Raw genomic sequence first — 18006 nt, forward strand, 5'->3', positions numbered from 1 at the left:
AACTCGAACTAGTCGTCAAGTTCATTTCCCGGGATGGTGAATCTAAAACAAGTTCCATTCCCTATTGAACTTTCGATTTGGATGGTTCCACCATGCTGTGCCACGAAATCCTTCACAAGAAGTAAACCCAAACCGCTTCCCTTTTCATTATCAGTGCCGGATATCGATGAGGAAAAGGAAGTTGCAAAAAGCTTTTCCTGCGTTTCAGTACTCATGCCAACGCCCGTATCTGACACACATACTTCAATCATGCTGTGCATAGGTTGAGCGGTTACTTTCACGCTGCCCCCATGCGAAGTATACTTTATGGCGTTGGTTACCAGGTTTTGTAGTATTGATCTTAACATTAAAGAGTCAGCGCTCACATAAATATTCTTCGGAACAAGGTTCTGCAGGTTGATCTTTTTCTGTTCGGCATTGTCGTTCAACAGTTCCAGTGATTCATTCATCCGGTTAAATAAGTGAATTGACTCCGGCTTGAAATTCTTCTTATCCTGCTGTTTTTTCGCCCACTCAACTAATTCGTTAAGCTGCAGCAAAATTTTCTTGGATGTACTGTGTATTATAGTTGTTAAGGTGCTGATATTTTTAGGTGAGTGATTTTCTGCCCCTGCATAGAGCTTTTCTGACGAAACCATCAGTGCCGTTAATGGGTTTCGCAGATCATGAGAAATAACAGATAGAAATTTGTCCTTAGAGTTGTTAAGCTCTTTTAACTCAATATTGACCCGTTCCAACTGCAGTGTCCGCTCGGTTACTCTTTCTTCCAATACCTGGTTTAAGTGAAGAAGTTCTTCGTTAATGCTCCGTAATTTTTCTTCCTGCTGTTTTAAGAGCTGATTCTTTTTAAACAGTTCGGAAAATACTGCCACCTTAGACCTCAGGATTTGTGGATTTACGGGTTTTCTAATATAATCAACAGCGCCTGTTTGGTACCCCTTAAATACAGATGCATCTTCATAGTCCTGACCAGTAATGAAGATTATAGGGATGTTTCTCAACTTTTCCCGCTGGTAAATGATGCCAGCAGTTTCATACCCATCCATGATGGGCATTTTTACATCCAGTAAAATCAATGAAAAGTCCTGATCTTTTAGCAAGATTTTTAAAGCATCTTTTCCGGATGTTGCTTTGGAGAAAGAGTAACCATCTTTCTCCAGCACTAACTCCATCGAAAGCAGGTTGTCTTCGCGGTCATCAACCAGAAGAATTTTTATTTGGTTCGTACTCACTCTAAAAGGGTTATTGCAGTAATCAGTTTCTATTTATGTAACCAAACTTTCATCAGCGACATCAATTGATCAGTTTTTACCGGCTTAGTTATATAGTCAGACGCCCCTGATGCGATACATTTCTGCCGGTCACCGATCATAGCCTTAGCTGTTACAGCAATGATAGGTAAAAGTTGATGCCTTTGTTCTTTTCGTATCCGTTGAATTGTTTCATAACCGTCCATTTCAGGCATCATTATATCCATTAAGACGATATCTACATCCTTCTGAGAGTTTAAAATCTCTAAAGCTTCCCGACCACTTTCGGCCGTTATTACATCCAGGTTAGATCTTTCAAAAGCCGCTGTAAGGGCAAACAGGTTACGAACATCATCATCAACAACCAGTACTTTTTTACCATCCAATATCCCATTACTGTTTTTCTGAGAGAATACAAGGTCTTTGCATTCGTTGGATACAAGTTTTGCATCGATATGCAGGCAATCAATAATCTCCTCCAGAAGCTGGCATTCCGAGCCTTCGGTTTTTAGAATAGTTTTATAATTAAATCTCTTCAGATTGATGATCTCTGTCTTTGCAATTTCGAAAGGTGAATAAAGAATAAGTCCTGTATCAAACCGTTTTTGTTGACTCAATACTTTTAACAATTCAGTGGATTCCGTTGTGTTATAATCCAGAATTATGCAGTCGAAGTCCCCGGATTCTTTCAGTTTATCAATAGCTTTTTTAATTGTGCTGTGAGATTCAACTGAAATTACCGGACTATTTAATAGTCTTTCAATATTATTCTTCTCCTTTTTATCGCTTTCTATCAGAAGCACTTTCTTGACAGCTTTATCATGAAAAGATGTAATGCCAGACATTAACTCATCTAAAGAGCGGTTTGATAGAGGCTTCAGATGAAAACTCTTTGCGCCATGCTTTAAAGCCAGCGCCCGGTTGTCCTCTCCCGAAATGAGGTGAATGGGGATGTGACGTGCCTCTGAATTGTTTTTTAGGAATTTAAGCACCTTCCATCCATTCGACTCAGGCATGTTCACATCAAGTGTTATTGCGATAGGGCTGAAATTCTGAATGCCTTCGAAAATCTCCAGATAGGTTAATGCTGTTACTGCTTTCAACCCGAAATCATGGGCTTTATCAATCATGATTTTGGTGAACCTCACGTCATCCTCAATTACAAGCACTACGCGATCATTAGGCAATATGTTATAGCGATCATCATCAATCAGATTTTCAATTTCTGCCTGCATGCCCTTTGCAGCAGTCATCGGTTGGTGATTTCTGACAGGGTTTTCACCAACCAATTTTGTTCCCTCTTTGTACATCAGCGGAAGGTAAAGGCTGAACACACTTCCTTTACCCAATTCACTTCTTACAGTAATTGTTCCTTTTAGCAACTCTGCGAAACCTTTGCTAATTGATAAACCCAATCCTGTACCTCCGTATTTTCGGCTGGTTGAACCTTCAGCTTGCTGGAAAGCTTCAAAGATCAGGTCTTGAGTATTTCCGGAGATACCAATACCTGTATCCTCAATTTCGAAAACGATAACAGAATCAGTTCCGGGTAGTGGGTGTTTTGCTGTTTTCTGACGATAAATATTCAGGCTAACCTCACCCTTATCAGTGAATTTAAATGCGTTAGATAGTAAATTCTTAAGGATCTGGTTAAGCCGTTGGATATCCGTTTCCATTGTATCAGGCAGATCTTCCTCTATTTCGATCTTAAAGTTAAGATTCTTGGCTTCTGATATTGGTTTGAAGGTGGCCTCCACATATGATGCAATTTCACGGAAGCTTACAGGCATTACATCAGCAGAAATAACCCCTGACTCAATTTTTGACAGATCTAAAATGTCATTAATTAGCTGGATCAAATCATCACCGCAGGAGTGAATGGTTTTTGCATATTTAATCTGCTTATCACTCAGATTACCGTCATGATTTTCAAACAGTTGTTGAGCCAGTATTAGTAAACTGTTTAACGGTGTCCTTAGCTCATGAGACATGTTCGCGAGGAACTCAGATTTGTATTTAGAAGTTAAGGCCAGCTGTTCTGCTTTTTCCTCAATAGAACGCCTTGCTTCTTCTACTTCCTTGTTAATTTGCTCAACCTCTTCTTTTTGTTTTTCAAGAAGTTGTGCTTTATCATTCAGCTCGTCGTTTGCCCGTCTTAGTTCCTCTTGTTGTGAACTTAGTTCCCCTGCCAGAGACTGGGATTGTGTTAAAAGTTCTTCTGTCCGGGTATTGGTTTCAATATTATTCAACACGATACCAATACTTTCTGTCAGCTGATCTAAAAAGTCAAGGTGGGTAGGACTAAAGTTATCAAATGAAGCCAGCTCAATTACCGCTTTAATATTATTCTCAAATAGTACCGGTAATATTACGAGGGAGGAGGGAGGAGCGCTTCCTATTCCGGATTTGATCTGTAAATAGTCTCCCGGAACGTTAGTGAGTAATATCCTTTCTTTATCGATCGCGCATTGGCCAACCAAACCCTCATTCAAAGAGAACTCCATGTTAATGGTTCGCTTGCTATCGGGGGCATAGCCTGCAAATAGTTTAAGCTTTGGAACTCCTGTAAGCTCTTCAGGGTGTTCCAGGATATAGAATGCTCCATACTTGGCATTAACCAACTCAGATAGCTCTGAAAGGATCTTGTTTGCCACCGCATTTCGGTCACGCTGTCCCTGGAGCATCTGTGTAAACTTCGCAAGGTTGGATTTTAGCCAATCCTGTTCGTGGTTCCTTAAGGTTGTTCCTTTTAGGTTGGCAATCATCTGGTTAATTGTATCCTTCAATGCTTCAAGTTCACCTTTAGCATCCACACCAATCGTCCTGGTTAAATCTCCTTTAGTTACTGCAGAGGCTACCTCCGAAATAGAACGTACCTGGGTAGTTAAGTTTTGTGCAAGCTGATTTACGTTTTCCGTCAAATCTTTCCATGTTCCTGAGGCACCGGGTACACTTGCCTGGCCACCTAATCTTCCCTGTACACCCACCTCACGTGCAACCGTTGTTACCTGGTCAGCGAAGACCGCCAGGGTATCAATCATCTCGTTGATCGTATCTGTCAACTGGGCAACCTCACCGAGGGCATTAATGGACAGACGCTGCTTTAAGTTACCTTTTGCAATACCGGTTGCCACCTTAGAGATACCCCTGATCTGGCCGGTAAGGTTGGATGCCATCTGATTTACCGAATCCGTTAAATCTTTCCAGGTACCACCCACACCTTTTACCTGTGCCTGGCCCCCCAGCTTTCCCTCCGTTCCTACCTCTCGTGCCACACGCGTTACTTCGGATGCAAATGAGTTCAGCTGATCCACCATCGTATTGATGGTGTTCTTCAGGTCCATCATCTCACCCTTTACGTCAATCACTACCGTTTTCGAAAGGTCACCACCCGCTACCGCTTTGGTTACCTCGGCAATGTTACGTACCTGCGATGTCAGGTTACTCGACATCTGGTTTACCGAATCTGTTAAATCTTTCCATGTTCCCGCAACACCCGGTACAAAGGCCTGGCCTCCCAGGTTACCATCGGTACCTACCTCCCTGGCAACACGTGTTACCTCGGATGCAAATCCCCTCAGTTGATCCACCATCGTATTAATAGTTTCCTTCAGCTGCAGGATCTCTCCACGTACGTCGACGGTGATCTTCTTAGATAAATCCCCGTTTGCTACCGCAATGGATACATCCGCTATATTTCTTAACTGAGCCGTTAAATTACCGGCCATTTTATTTACCGAATCCGTTAAATCTTTCCAGGTACCGTCCACCCCCGGTACGTTGGCCTGTCCACCGAGTTGCCCTTCCGAACCTACCTCACGTGCCACCCTGGTTACCTCCGAAGCGAAACCGCGAAGCTGATCCACCATTGTGTTGATCGTATTCTTTAATTCAAGTAATTCACCCTTAGCATTTACCGTAATTTTTCGCGAAAGGTCACCCTTGGCCACCGCTGTGGTTACTTCGGCAATGTTCCTTACCTGTGAGGTGAGGTTATCCGCCATCTTATTTACGGAGTCCGTTAAATCTTTCCAGGTTCCACCTACACCCGGCACGTTTGCCTGGCCCCCAAGCTGTCCTTCTGAACCTACCTCCCTGGCCACACGCGTTACCTCCGATCCAAAGGAGTTCAACTGATCCACCATCGTATTGATCGTGATCTTAAGCTCGAGCATCTCTCCACGAACATCAACCGTGATCTTTTTGGATAAATCTCCCTTTGCCACCGCGGTTGTTACCTCAGCTATATTTCTTACCTGGCCCGTTAAATTACCAGCCATCTGGTTTACTGAATCCGTTAAATCTTTCCAGGTACCACCAACGCCCGGTACGTTTGCCTGACCGCCTAACTGGCCGTCAGAACCCACCTCCCTGGCCACACGCGTCACCTCTGATGAGAAGGAGTTCAGCTGATCCACCATCGTATTGATCGTGTTTTTCAGCTCAAGGAGTTCACCCTTTGCATCCACCGTAATCTTTCGGGACAAATCTCCCTTGGCTACCGCAGTGGTCACCCCCGCAATGTTTCGCACCTGGTCAGTCAGGTTACTACCCATCTGGTTTACCGAGTCGGTCAGGTCTTTCCAAACCCCACCGACACCTTTCACCTTCGCCTGTCCTCCCAGTTTACCCTCGGTTCCTACCTCCAGTGCCACACGTGTTACCTCTGATGCAAAGGAGTTCAGCTGATCCACCATCGTGTTGATGGTTTTCTTCAATTCAAGCATCTCCCCCTTAACATCCACCGTGATCTTTTTGGAAAGGTCACCATTGGCCACCGCGGTAGTTACACCCGCTATATTTCGTACCTGCGAGGTAAGGTTACCCGCCATACGGTTTACTGAATCTGTTAAATCTTTCCAGGTTCCCGCTACACCCGGTACTTTGGCCTGTCCGCCCAGCTTTCCTTCTGTACCTACCTCGAGTGCCACCCTCGTTACCTCCGAAGAGAATGAGTTCAGCTGATCCACCATCGTATTGATGGTGTTTTTAAGTTCCAGGATCTCTCCTTTAGCCTCTACCGTGATCTTCCGCGAAAGGTCACCCTTGGCCACCGCCGTTGTTACCGCGGCAATATTTCGTACCTGGGCAGTTAAGTTACCCGCCATCTGGTTTACCGAATCGGTCAACTCAGCCCAAACACCCGCAACACCTTTAATCTTTGCCTGCTCTCCAAGTTGTCCTTCCGAACCTACCTGACGTGCAACCCTGGTTACCTCGGCAGAGAATAACCGTAATTTTGAGAGCATCTGATTAGATTCCTTTGCAATACGCAAAAACTCGCCTTTAAGCGGCTGGCCATTTATTTCCAGGGAAATTTCCTTAGACAAATTACCGTTGGCTACCGAGTTGATCATTCCTGCGATTTCGAGGGTAGGGTGGGTGAGATCGGTGATCAGGTTATTTAAGGACTTCACACCTTCCGCCCATTCACCCCTCGCATCAGGAAGTTCAATCCGTTTAGACAGGTTACCACCTTTGCCAATAATCTTCTCGGCCGAAGAAATCTCTGAAAATACCCGCTCGTTCGAGTCGATGATATCATTAAGCACCTCGCAGATCCTGCCGCTAATGCCAGCCTGAGTCACCGGCATTCTGGCGTTAAGTTTTCCGTTTTTAACCAGCGTTAAAACCTTTAATAATTCTTTTAAATCTAGTGTTTCATCAGATTCAACCGCTACAGATGAACCATTTATAGGCTGTATATTCTTATTCATTTTTAACGGATTTCTGGTCCTGATAGATTATTAACGTATATAAGGGGTGATAGGATATAGATTTTATAAAGCTGACAAATCTTGACACTACTTCTAAATTAAGTCTGTAAATTTCACTATAGAATTTCCAAAGTAAAGAATTTTTACTCCCTGACAAAGGTGTCTCACCAATTCGATCAAGCGTTATTCTTAAAAAGAAATAACTTACTTTGAAATCAATGTAGTTAACTGAGTTGTGTCCTGTAAATTGTTTAACCTGGCTAGTAAATGTTGTACAAAGTGAATAATTTACTGTACAGTAAACTCTTTTGATAATTGTCAAATGAACGGTCACAAAATACGCAGATATAAGTTTGTACAAATTGTTTGGTGGTCAACCATATTAATTGCAATAAGTCAGCCGAAACGAGTGTTCCAGTTCAAATAATTACTTACAAACTAGTCATCGACATTAAAATAATTTCGAAATATTTTATAGAAATTTAGAAACAAGACAGATGAAATTGGGACAAGTCAAGGAACCTGTTTCATTTGACGGACTGATGTGTAATTTGGGCAATATCAAGAAGTATAACTTTTCCTATGCGATTCGATACAATGACCGGAAATGCAACTCTTAACCCATTTGATAAGGTTGGTAATAGACTCACATATTTTCCCTTGTGGTTTCTGAAAACAGCTTTGGTTTTTGCCGTACAGCGTCGTATTTGAAAAAGATTTCCTGGTAGTTTGCTCGTAATCTGCTCTTAAAAAAAGTATTGGCACGCATTAAGGAATCATTAATTTGATTATTTGATGATCGCGATGATTGCCAGCCGAATGATACTATGTTAGAGACATTAATTGCGAAATGTCAGAGCCTCTAAGAACTAACGGCATTCAGAATCAACTGGTTTTTGACTAGGATCGACTGTAAGCCTCAAAATCCCTCACTCCAGTTTGATCCTGACAGCTTTAACCTTAATTCAGTGATTTTAAAATGATCATTGGAGGGCGCTGAAATCTTAATCATTCTTTGCGACTATCTACATTGAAATAAAGTACATGAAAAAAGATAATCAGGATTGTCATCCCAGCTATCACCTTAAACTTTCTCATATGGGCATCTTACTCTCCTCTATAGCGACTTCAAATACTCAATAAGGTCTTTTTTTTCTTGAGACGATAAGCCGGTTTTAAGAAATGTGTTGTAATGGTCAACAACATCACTTAGTTGACTAAATCTGCCATCATGGTAGAAACCACCTGTTGTTCGGGCAAATAACCCTCCTAAGGGCGTTGTCCGGTATTTTCCGGTAGGTGACCGCAAGGCTTCAAAATCATCAATGCCGATCTCGCTGGCGGAATGTAACTTATTGTCGGCTAACAAGGGCGGCATATGGCATTGTGCGCATTTAGCCTGAGTCAGGAAAAGTGCCTTTCCCTTGCCTGCCGCTGCCCGGTCATAATTTCCTTCAGGAGGCTTGGGCGCTGATATGGAATGCTGGTAAGCTTTAAGAGCGGGCAATTTGGAGGTTAGAAGATCGGGGTTGTGACTGATATTCCAGAAACTGTTTTCCACTGCAATAGGATATTTGACCGGATCATTGAGGCGCGGATCATGAAAACTGCCCTTGCCGTGCATCTCTAGCGTTCCTACAAATGCGTTCCAGTAGCTGATATCACCGAAACCTGTATACGTGGTTAAATCTATGCCTTTGAGGCCAAAGGCAGCCGGTATTAAGTTGGCGGCTACTTTCCCATCCGGGCGCATGGCCTTTCCATCCAGGATCAGGGCTGCATTAAATTTCCCCGGTCCCCATAAACTAAGTACCTGCCTTAAGGTTTCTTCGTCAACATGCAGAAGGTCAGTTAAGGGTTTTGCATTGTCGGTGAGTGAAATAATTGCTCCAACATTCAGGTCCCTGTTTGGCCATCCATCGAGGCGTTTTCCGATGCCCGGAGCAAATGAATTATCAACTGTTGAATGGCAGGCTGCGCAGGTGATGCCGACAGATGCCATTCCCCCCGCAGGATTAAATGTTCCCTTTATCCCTACAACGGCGTTTAATTTTAAAAGCGCCAGGGTGGTTGCCGGGTCGTCAAGGTTGACTTCACCGGACTTTATTCCTTCCACTACTGCCGGTGGCAATGCCCCGGCATCTACCTTTAAGCCAACTGCTAAAGCCGTTTTAGGACTTACACCGCCTCCAAATCCACCGTTAGCTTCACCCGCAATGGCCTTATCTATATGAAGCGTTCCACTCCACCATTCTTCGTCACCAAAGGTATCAAAACGGAAAATTTCCCGACCTTCTCCAATCAGGTTTCGGTTATCTTCATTCTTATCTTTTTTACATTGACCTAAGCCTATAACTGCGATCAACAGTGTGGCCATAATTAATAGCGTTTTACGGTTCATAATGTTAAATTATAAGATATAAACGGATAGGGTAACCAGGCTGATGAATCGTTTCGATCATGATACATGCATCCCATTTGAAGTTCAATTATTAGAGATTTCTTCAGTGAAAAGGGTTACAAAATATCGGTATACTTTATCTTTCCGTTCGGGAGAGTAAGTTCAGATTGGGAATAATTTATATCTTCTTTTGCTTAATATCCTTATAACCTGGCCGTCTATTTTCCCTAGAATTGTGTTGCCAGCTGCGGGAATGGATAGTATAGCCATCGAAAAAGTGTGCATGATTAGATTGTCAACATTATGATCAGACAATCCGCTGCTCGTGCCGGTTGTAAGGGCCGGTTTGAGAGTATGAAGATCGGAATTTAGTCTACTCTTGCTTTACTCTTGTTCGTGTCTTGCCGCTAATTTAGCGGCAAGACCTGAACAAGACCTGAACAAGGCACAGCAAAAAAGAATAAGATTACAGACCTGAAATTAAACGATAACGACATATGATGAAAAGAAAATTCAGATTTCAAGTTATGCTCTTCTTAGTCTTTTCAGGGTTCGCTAATGCTTCCGGGCAACAGAGGCCCAACATCGTGATCATTGTTTCTGATGACCATGCTTATCAAACTATTAGTGCTTATGGAAGCAAGTTAATGAAGACACCCAATATTGACCGTATTGCGAACGAGGGCGTGCTTTTTAACAAAGCATATGTTACTAATTCTATCTGTGGCCCCAGCAGAGCGGTAATATTGACCGGGAAATACAGTCATAAAAACGGTTTTAAAGACAATGAAAATTCAAGCTTTAACGGTGGTCAGAATACTTTTATTAAAGAGCTGCGTACGAGTGGGTATGAAACTGCATGGGTAGGGAAGTGGCATTTGGAGACTCAGCCCCAGGGATTTGACTTTTGGAAAATACTGCCTGGGCAGGGATAATATTATAACCCTGATTTTGACAATATGAATGGAAAAAGGGAACGGATAGAGGGCTATGTCAGTAATATCATCTCCGACGAAAGCGAAAAATGGTTGGACCGCCGAAATACCAGCAAACCATTTTGTCTGGTTATTGGCCATAAAGCAACGCATCGTACGTGGCTACCTGATACCACTGACTTGGGTCTGTATGATCAGGTCAAATTTCCGTTGCCGGCAAATTTTTACGATCAGTATGAAAATCGTAAAGCTGCAGAAGTGCAGGATATGACCATTGATAAAACGATGATCATGGGCTACGACTTGAAGATGCTATCCTATAGCAACGGAAAGGAAGGATCAATCGACCGAATGAGTCCCGATCAGCGTGAAAAGTTTAATGACTATTATGGTCCGGTAGAGGCAGAGTTAAAGGCAATGAACCTGAGCGGAAAAGCACTGGTAGAATGGAAGTATCAGCGTTATATGCGAGATTATTTAAGTACTGCTGCATCACTGGACAGAAACATAGGCCGCACTCTGAATTACCTGGATAAGCATGATCTGGTTAAAAATACCATCGTTATTTACATGTCTGATCAAGGCTTTTTTATGGGAGAGCATGGCTGGTTTGATAAGCGTTTTATGTACGAAGAATCGTTTAGGACGCCCATGATGATGCGATACCCGGGCAGAGTTAAGCCGGGAAGCGTGTCTGAGAGCATGGCTATGAACCTCGATATTGCTCCCATCATGCTGGATGCAGCAGGTGTAAAGATCCCTAATGATATTCAGGGCGAATCAATGCTGCCTTTGATTACCGATGATAAGCATAAGGGACGGGATGCGTTGTATTACCATTATTATGAGAATGGGGAACATTCTGTATCACCGCACTTTGGCATTAAAACTAAAAAGTATAAGCTGATACGGTTTTATAAACGAGTTGAGTCATGGGAGCTGTATGACCTGGACAACGATCCGCATGAAATGAATAACCTCTATGGGGAGCAGGGTTATAAAAAAGTAACCAGATCATTAAAGAAACAACTGAGAACATTGATTGAAAGGTACGAGGATCAGGAAGCCGGCAAATTGATGTAAAGTCGCTTTCAAACGCGGCTATCTATCCGGCTTCAGTTTAGCATGAGCTAATAAAATTGAAGTTGGGGTTAGCGAACCATTAGACTTTCTGCGTTATTTTCATTAAAAATTCCTTCTGGTATACCAGCGGGCTTTTACCAGTAATTTGCTTGAAATACTTATGAAAGCTCGCGAAGTTGTGGAAGCCACTTTCATAACAGATCTGCTTCACGTTGACTTTATTTTCAATTAAGAATTTACAGGCAACACCGATCCTGATTTCATTGATAAACTGGGAGTAGGTTTTGCGTGTGCGAGATTTAAAATACCGGCAGAAAGAATTAGGACTTACATTAGCGACTTCCGCCACTTCGTTCAATTGAATTTTACGTTTAAAATTAGCAATTGAATAATCATAAATAGCGTTGATCCTGTCATTTTCTGCAGCCTCAAACTGATGTCTGAAACCTATTGATGAAAGAAGATTTTGCTGACTGCAATTTCCAATAGCGATTAGCGCCTCCATTAAAAGTATTATTTTTTTAGGGCCTTCCGCATTTATGATATCGTTGAGGATTTCGCCCACGCTGGCTTTAGCCTTGTCACCAATCTGGATGCCTCGACGCGCCTTTTCGAGGGTGATTTTTAAAAGTTTATTCTCCGGAAGGTCAAGGAAGCTATCGCCCCAGAAATTCTCACAAAAATGGATTACTCTCACATCCGCGCTCACCTTGCTGTTTTCTTCAAAATATTCGTCGTCGAACCTCCAGTAATGAGGTAGATGTGCACCCACCATTACCAGGTCACCGGAACGAAAGCGTTTAATACTATCACCGATAAATTGAGTGCCATTTCCACGTTTGAAATAAATGAGTTCTACTTCAGGGTGGTAATGCCAGCGATTGTTGAAATGTGGAATTTTATCCTGGCGGGCGCTGAATGACTGCGCCTGGTTTATTGAAATTTTAAGTAATTGTGGTTTCATTCTTTCACGTTCAGCAAAGTGAAGGTATGGGAATAAATTCAATCTCATATACCCTTATTTATTTCCTTTGAAAATACTTAGGTTAATATCGCTGAATGATTAGGTAATTTCATAAAATTAACAGTGTCCAGAAATCCTTTCTTTGTGTACAGAAGGTTCATTTTTGTTCAAAAAAGTTATTTTACATTTATATGCAGAAACGATACTGTCTGGCACTCGACCTTAAGGATGACCCGAAATTAATAGCCGAATACGAGCAGTATCACCAACAGGTGTGGCCCGAAGTTTTAATGAGCATTAAAGATTCAGGAATCCAAAGTCTGGAGATCTATAGAGCGTCAAACCGGCTGTTTATGATTATGGAAGTAAATGACGAATTTTCGTTTGAAAAAAAAGCAATGCTTGATGCAGCAAATGAAAAAGTCCAGGAATGGGAATCGTTAATGTGGACTTACCAGCAGGCTTTGCCCGGCGTGGAAGCAGGTGTGAAATGGAAGCTAATGGATAAAATTTTCGAGTTGTAAAACAATTTATATGGCCATAGTAAACCAGAGAACTGCCGAAATAAGTGTTCCGGCAAAGGGCAAAAGTTATACGCTTCCCCTTGTGCTTGTCACCAGCCTATTCTTCTTATGGGGGATGGCTTATGGACTGCTAGACGTTTTAAATAAACATTTCCAGGAGGCACTTAATATTACGACCGCCCGCTCTACCTTGCTGCAGGCCGCATATTTTGGCGCCTACTTTCTGGTAGCCTTGCCGGCAGGAATATTTATGAATAAGTTCGGCTATAAGAAAGGGATTATTCTCGGGCTACTATTATATGCATCAGGAGCATTTATGTTCTTTCCCGCCGCAGAACAAGCCAGTTTTAATTTTTTCCTCATTGCGTTATTTGTTCTGGCTTCCGGATTGGCATGTTTAGAAACTGCAGCAAATCCCTATGTCACAGTTTTGGGGAATCCGGAGACCTCGGAGTTCCGGCTGAACATGGCCCAGTGTTTCAACGGTGTGGGCTCCTATATCGGCCCGGTCATTGGTGCCACATTGTTTTTCGGCAGCACAAATGATGCTGGTAACCTTGATTCTGTGAAAATGGTTTATCTCGTTATTGGTGGGATCGTATTGATTATAGCAGGATTTTTCTTCAAAACAGCTCTACCTGAAATTAAAGAAAGTGAGATTGTTTCCGAGGAATCACTTGACAGAAAGCCACTTTTCAGTCATCGCAACTTTACCAATGCGATTATAACGCAGTTTTTTTATGTGGCCGCCCAGGTTGGCATCGCTGCATTATTTATTAATTACTGTACCCAGGTAGGTAATGGAATTGATAATGCTGAAGCCGCGTATTTGCTGTCGATAGCATTTATTCTGTTTACTGCCGGGCGTTTTGCAGGCACAGCTTTGATGAAGGTAATCAGTCCTAACAAGTTGTTGACGATCTACGCCTTAATTAATGTTATCTTATGTATGATCGTTATTTCCGCAAACGGAAATATTTCCATCTATGCATTGATGGCCATATTCTTTTTCGAGTCTATTATGTTCCCTACCATATTTGCTTTGGGTGTTAAAGACCTCGGACATCATACCAAAAAAGGCTCTTCTTTCATTATCATGTCCATTGTTGGCGGGGCATTGATCCCATATGTAATGGGTCTGTTTACTGACGAGTGGTCTGTGGCTATTGCTTACACTGTTCCCTTGTTTTGTTTTTTAATAGTTGCCTGGTACGGGTGGAGTGGCTATAAGGTTAAAACACAAGCTGGGATTTAATTTAGAGATCATGTCAGAAAAAGTTTTGCGGATTCATCCGGGAGATAATGTGTTGGTAGCGCTTCGTGATCTTTTCACTGGTGAGACGATCAGCTTTGAAAATGAACAATATGTTTTGCAGGATAATATAGCTGCCAAGCATAAGTTTGCCATGGTTGATTTAAATCCGGGAGATGAGATTAAGATGTATGGTGTTTTGGTTGGTAAAGCAACCGAGCCAGTTCGAAAAGGTGGATTGATAACTACCAATAATATTAAGCATGCTTCTAATGAAAATTATAGTAAGCAGAGACAATATGATTGGGCTCCACCAGATACAGATGATTGGAAAGACCTAACATTCCAGGGATATTTAAGATCGGATGGAAGGGTGGGTACCGCAAATTACTGGTTGTTTGTACCTACTGTTTTTTGTGAAAACCGCAACCTTGACTACATTAAGGATGCTCTTTTACAGCAGTTGGGGTATGCGCCATCCCATAAATACAGGAAAGCAGTAAGTAAATTAGTATCAGCTTTTAAACAGGGAAGTGATCCGGATATATTTACCCCCCAGTCATTATTGTCTGAAGAATCGGTATTCATCAACGACCGACTCTTCCCCAATGTCGACGGTATAAAATTTTTAAATCACGAGGGGGGGTGCGGGGGCACTCGTCAGGACAGTGAAATGTTAAGCAGGTTGTTGGCATCATATGCCGATCATCCTAATGTTGGTGGTATTACAGTTTTAAGTTTGGGCTGCCAACACCTGCAGGTAGATCTATTGTTAAATGATATCAAGGAGCGAAATCCGAGCTTTGACAAGCCATTATATATTTTCGAGCAACAAACAGCAAAGTCAGAGGAGCTGATGATAGCTGAAGCTATTCAGAAAACGTTTTCTGGTCTGATTGAAATTAATAAGTCAGTCCGGACACCACAGCCACTTAGCAAGCTTTGCGTTGGAGTGAAATGCGGTGGTTCTGATGGTTTCTCAGGTATTTCGGCTAATCCTGCTGTTGGTGTTGCTTCAGACTTGATCGTTGCCCTGGGGGGGCAGGTACTGCTGGCTGAATTCCCCGAGTTATACGGAGTCGAGCAGGAACTGGTAGACCGGTGTACGACTTTTGAAGCTGCAGAAAAATTCACGAGACTGATGAAGGACTATGATGCGCGTGCGCGTGCTGTAGGCAGCGGTTTCTACATGAATCCTTCACCGGGCAATATTAAAGATGGCTTGATTACCGATGCAATTAAATCGGCCGGGGCCGCAAAAAAGGGTGGTACAGCACCAATAGCAGATGTTCTGGATTATACAGAGCCTGTCAGGAAGCCGGGACTTCACCTGGTTTGCACTCCTGGAAACGATGTGGAAGCTACCACCGGCAAAGCTGCAAGCGGCGCAACACTGATATTGTTTACTACTGGTTTAGGTACTCCAACAGGAAATGTGGTATGCCCAACCATCAAGCTGGCAACTAACACGGCCTTAGCTGAGCGTATGGCTGATATAATCGATATTGATTGCGGTAAAGTGATTACTGGCGAAAAATCACTTCGGCAAATGGGCGAGGAGATACTGGAATATTGTATCCGGGCCGCAAGCGGTGTAATAATTCCAAAAGCAGTGCAGCTGGGGCAGGATGATTTTATTCCGTGGAAACGTGGCGTAAGCCTTTAATCTGATTTTATATTATGAAGAAACTTTTTTTGCCGCTTAGTATCCTGCTTCTTATATCAAGCATAACCTTTGCCCAGAGTGTTCCTATTATTCCTTTGCCTCAAAATGTCAGAGGAGCAACTTCCGATTTTAGGCTACATGAAGCAAAGCTGATTATTCCCACAGATGCCAAGGCAAAGAAAGTAGCCTTGTTTTTCGCTGAGGCCGTAAAGGAACAAACAGGGTTAGATCTGTTGAAAAGCAAGGGTTCAAAGCGGATCACGTTTGAATATAGCACGACCACCAGTCAACCTGAAGCCTATCGGATAGTCATCGCCTCAAGCTCTATAAAGGTTACGGCGAAATCTGATACGGGCCTATTTTGGGCTGTACAAAGCCTGCGACAACTCCTGCCAGTTGAAAAAGCGAAAACGGTGAATCTGCCGGCCCTTGAGATTAACGATCATCCCAAATACGGTCTTCGAAGCAATATGCTCGATGTAGTTCGTCATTTTTTCTCCGTCGCCTTTATCAAGAAACACCTTGATCTGCTATCTTACTATAAAATAAATACCTTCCACTGGCATTTAACCGATGATCAGGGATGGCGTATAGAAATTAAAAAATACCCTAAGCTAACTACAGTAGGTGCCTGGCGTAATGAATCAGATGGTAGCCTGCATGGTGGCTTCTATACTCAGGACGAGGTTAAGGAAGTGGTAAGGTATGCTGCCGACCGGTATATTTCTGTCATTCCGGAAATTGAGATGCCTGGCCATGCAGTTGCTGCGCTTGCTGCCTATCCTGAACTTTCATGCACTAAAAAGCAATTCACTGTGCCTTTTTATTTTGGTGTGCATAAGGAAGTCTTTTGTGCGGGGCAGGATAAAACTTATGCGTTTTTGCAGGATGTATTGAACGAGGTGATGCCTTTGTTTCCATCTAAATATTTCCACATTGGCGGGGATGAAGTCCCTAAGGACCGCTGGCATAAGTGTCCTGTTTGTCAGCAGAAGATAAAAGATGAAAACCTTAAAGATGAGCATGGTCTGCAGAGCTATTTTGTAAAACGGATGCAAAAGTTTGTGCAGTCAAAAGGCAAAACGATGATCGGCTGGGATGAGATCATGGAAGGCGGTGTGGACAGCAGCGCAATAATAGAAGTTTGGCGTGGTCAGGAGAAGGCAAAGGAAGCTGTTGGAAACGGTAATAAAATTATTCAGACAGTTTACTTCGACGGTCCTCCTGAATCCTTAACCCTTAAAAAGACATTTGATCATGATCCTGCAGTGGCTGGTGCTGAAACGAAGGTGCTTGGATCAGATAGTCCGGTTTGGGCTGAATACATCACTGAACTAAACGCGCAGTATATGATCTTTCCCCGCATGCAGGCGTTTGCTGAGGCATTGTGGAATGGAACAACTGAGTTCGCTGATTTTAAAACAAGATTGCAGCATCATTATCAGCTTATGGATAAATGGGGTGTCACTTATGGAGCAGAGGATCGGAACCTTCTGACGGCCAGGCTAAAGTATCTGCCCACTGAAAAAGTCTGGCGCGTGTATGCACAGACTGGTTTAAAGGAAATTAAGACTCATTACGCTTTTGGTGATGAGAAGATTACAGCATCCTCAAAATCATTTAACGATTCGCTTACGGTTAAGTCACCTGTAAAGATAAGTCTTGTGCCTTTTCGTGGTGAAAAACAGGCATTAACTCCGCTTGTGTTTGAGGTGGTAAGTCATAAAGCAGTAGGGAAGGTTGCTCAGTTCAATACGCCCTACCATGAAAACTATAAGGAGGTTGGTGATTTTGGACTTACGGATGGATTGACAGGCAGTTTAAATTATGGTGACGGAAGCTGGCTTGGCTGGTCTGGCAATAATATGGATGTGACTGTAGATTTGGGAGCCGCGACATCTTTTCAAAGCATCCGAATCAATTTTCTTCAGAACACACAATCATGGATACTGTTGCCAGTGAAAGTAGATTTTTACACGTCTGATGATGCTAAGAAATGGAAGTTGGTAAAGTCTTCAACTCATGAAATCTCTGGCGAGGACTATGCTCCTCAAACACAGCAGTTTTCGTTCAAGAGCGATAAGCCTCAGAAAGCAAAGTTTATAAAAGTTGTGGCGACCGCACTCGGCAAGCTACCTGAATGGCATACCAGTGCAGGTGGGGAAGGCTGGATATTCGCTGATGAGATAATAGTTGAGTAAGCATGAACCGTTT

Annotated in this window: 8 protein-coding genes and 1 pseudogene; 5 read left to right on the top strand and 4 right to left on the bottom strand. The window is 42.8% G+C overall.

Annotated elements, in window-relative coordinates; genetic code table 11:
• Window positions 1-8 precede the first annotated feature (8 nt).
• The 3 genes from AC1MCB_RS04160 to AC1MCB_RS04170 all read right to left on the bottom strand — a co-directional run bounded on the left by AC1MCB_RS04160 (window position 9) and on the right by AC1MCB_RS04170 (window position 9368).
• Window positions 9-1232 carry a hybrid sensor histidine kinase/response regulator gene (locus AC1MCB_RS04160; RefSeq protein ID WP_479967491.1) on the bottom strand — a complete coding sequence of 408 codons (1224 nt, stop codon included), beginning with the start codon at window positions 1230-1232 and terminating at the stop codon, window positions 9-11.
• Between the two features lie 29 nt (window positions 1233-1261).
• Complete coding sequence (locus tag AC1MCB_RS04165) at window positions 1262-6967, bottom strand: HAMP domain-containing protein (protein WP_479967492.1); 5706 nt, start codon at window positions 6965-6967, stop codon at window positions 1262-1264.
• Between the two features lie 1117 nt (window positions 6968-8084).
• Window positions 8085-9368, bottom strand: coding sequence for a hypothetical protein (locus AC1MCB_RS04170; RefSeq protein WP_479967493.1), 1284 nt, complete (start codon window positions 9366-9368; stop codon window positions 8085-8087).
• 527 nt (window positions 9369-9895) lie between these two features.
• Between AC1MCB_RS04170 and AC1MCB_RS04175 the strand changes: the two are divergent.
• Window positions 9896-11386, top strand: a pseudogene (locus tag AC1MCB_RS04175) (sulfatase family protein).
• A gap of 79 nt (window positions 11387-11465) precedes the next feature.
• Here AC1MCB_RS04175 and AC1MCB_RS04180 read toward each other — a convergent pair.
• Window positions 11466-12350: an AraC family transcriptional regulator gene (locus AC1MCB_RS04180; protein WP_479968783.1), complete on the bottom strand. Its 885-nt coding sequence runs from the start codon at window positions 12348-12350 to the stop codon at window positions 11466-11468.
• 191 nt (window positions 12351-12541) lie between these two features.
• Here AC1MCB_RS04180 and AC1MCB_RS04185 point away from each other — a divergent pair, with 191 nt between their 5' ends.
• From AC1MCB_RS04185 to AC1MCB_RS04200, 4 genes are read left to right on the top strand one after another with little or no spacing between them, the layout of a single operon-like run.
• Complete coding sequence (locus AC1MCB_RS04185; RefSeq protein ID WP_479967494.1) at window positions 12542-12874, top strand: L-rhamnose mutarotase; 333 nt, start codon at window positions 12542-12544, stop codon at window positions 12872-12874.
• Between the two features lie 10 nt (window positions 12875-12884).
• Window positions 12885-14129: a sugar MFS transporter gene (locus tag AC1MCB_RS04190; protein ID WP_479967495.1), complete on the top strand. Its 1245-nt coding sequence runs from the start codon at window positions 12885-12887 to the stop codon at window positions 14127-14129.
• A 10-nt stretch (window positions 14130-14139) separates the two neighbouring features.
• Window positions 14140-15792 carry a UxaA family hydrolase gene (locus tag AC1MCB_RS04195; protein ID WP_479967496.1) on the top strand — a complete coding sequence of 551 codons (1653 nt, stop codon included), beginning with the start codon at window positions 14140-14142 and terminating at the stop codon, window positions 15790-15792.
• A gap of 14 nt (window positions 15793-15806) precedes the next feature.
• Window positions 15807-17993 carry a glycoside hydrolase family 20 protein gene (locus AC1MCB_RS04200; protein WP_479967497.1) on the top strand — a complete coding sequence of 729 codons (2187 nt, stop codon included), beginning with the start codon at window positions 15807-15809 and terminating at the stop codon, window positions 17991-17993.
• Window positions 17994-18006 lie beyond the last annotated feature (13 nt).

Source organism: Daejeonella sp. AP26, from assembly GCF_056680515.1.

Excerpts from the sequence above, each read along its gene's own strand:
- AC1MCB_RS04165 (WP_479967492.1), bottom strand. The coding sequence starts at position 6,967 with ATGAATAAGAATATACAGCCTATAAATGGTTCATCTGTAGCGGTTGAA.
- AC1MCB_RS04170 (WP_479967493.1), bottom strand. The coding sequence starts at position 9,368 with ATGAACCGTAAAACGCTATTAATTATGGCCACACTGTTGATCGCAGTT.
- AC1MCB_RS04180 (WP_479968783.1), bottom strand. The coding sequence starts at position 12,350 with ATGAAACCACAATTACTTAAAATTTCAATAAACCAGGCGCAGTCATTC.
- AC1MCB_RS04185 (WP_479967494.1), top strand. The coding sequence starts at position 12,542 with ATGCAGAAACGATACTGTCTGGCACTCGACCTTAAGGATGACCCGAAA.
- AC1MCB_RS04190 (WP_479967495.1), top strand. The coding sequence starts at position 12,885 with ATGGCCATAGTAAACCAGAGAACTGCCGAAATAAGTGTTCCGGCAAAG.
- AC1MCB_RS04195 (WP_479967496.1), top strand. The coding sequence starts at position 14,140 with ATGTCAGAAAAAGTTTTGCGGATTCATCCGGGAGATAATGTGTTGGTA.
- AC1MCB_RS04200 (WP_479967497.1), top strand. The coding sequence starts at position 15,807 with ATGAAGAAACTTTTTTTGCCGCTTAGTATCCTGCTTCTTATATCAAGC.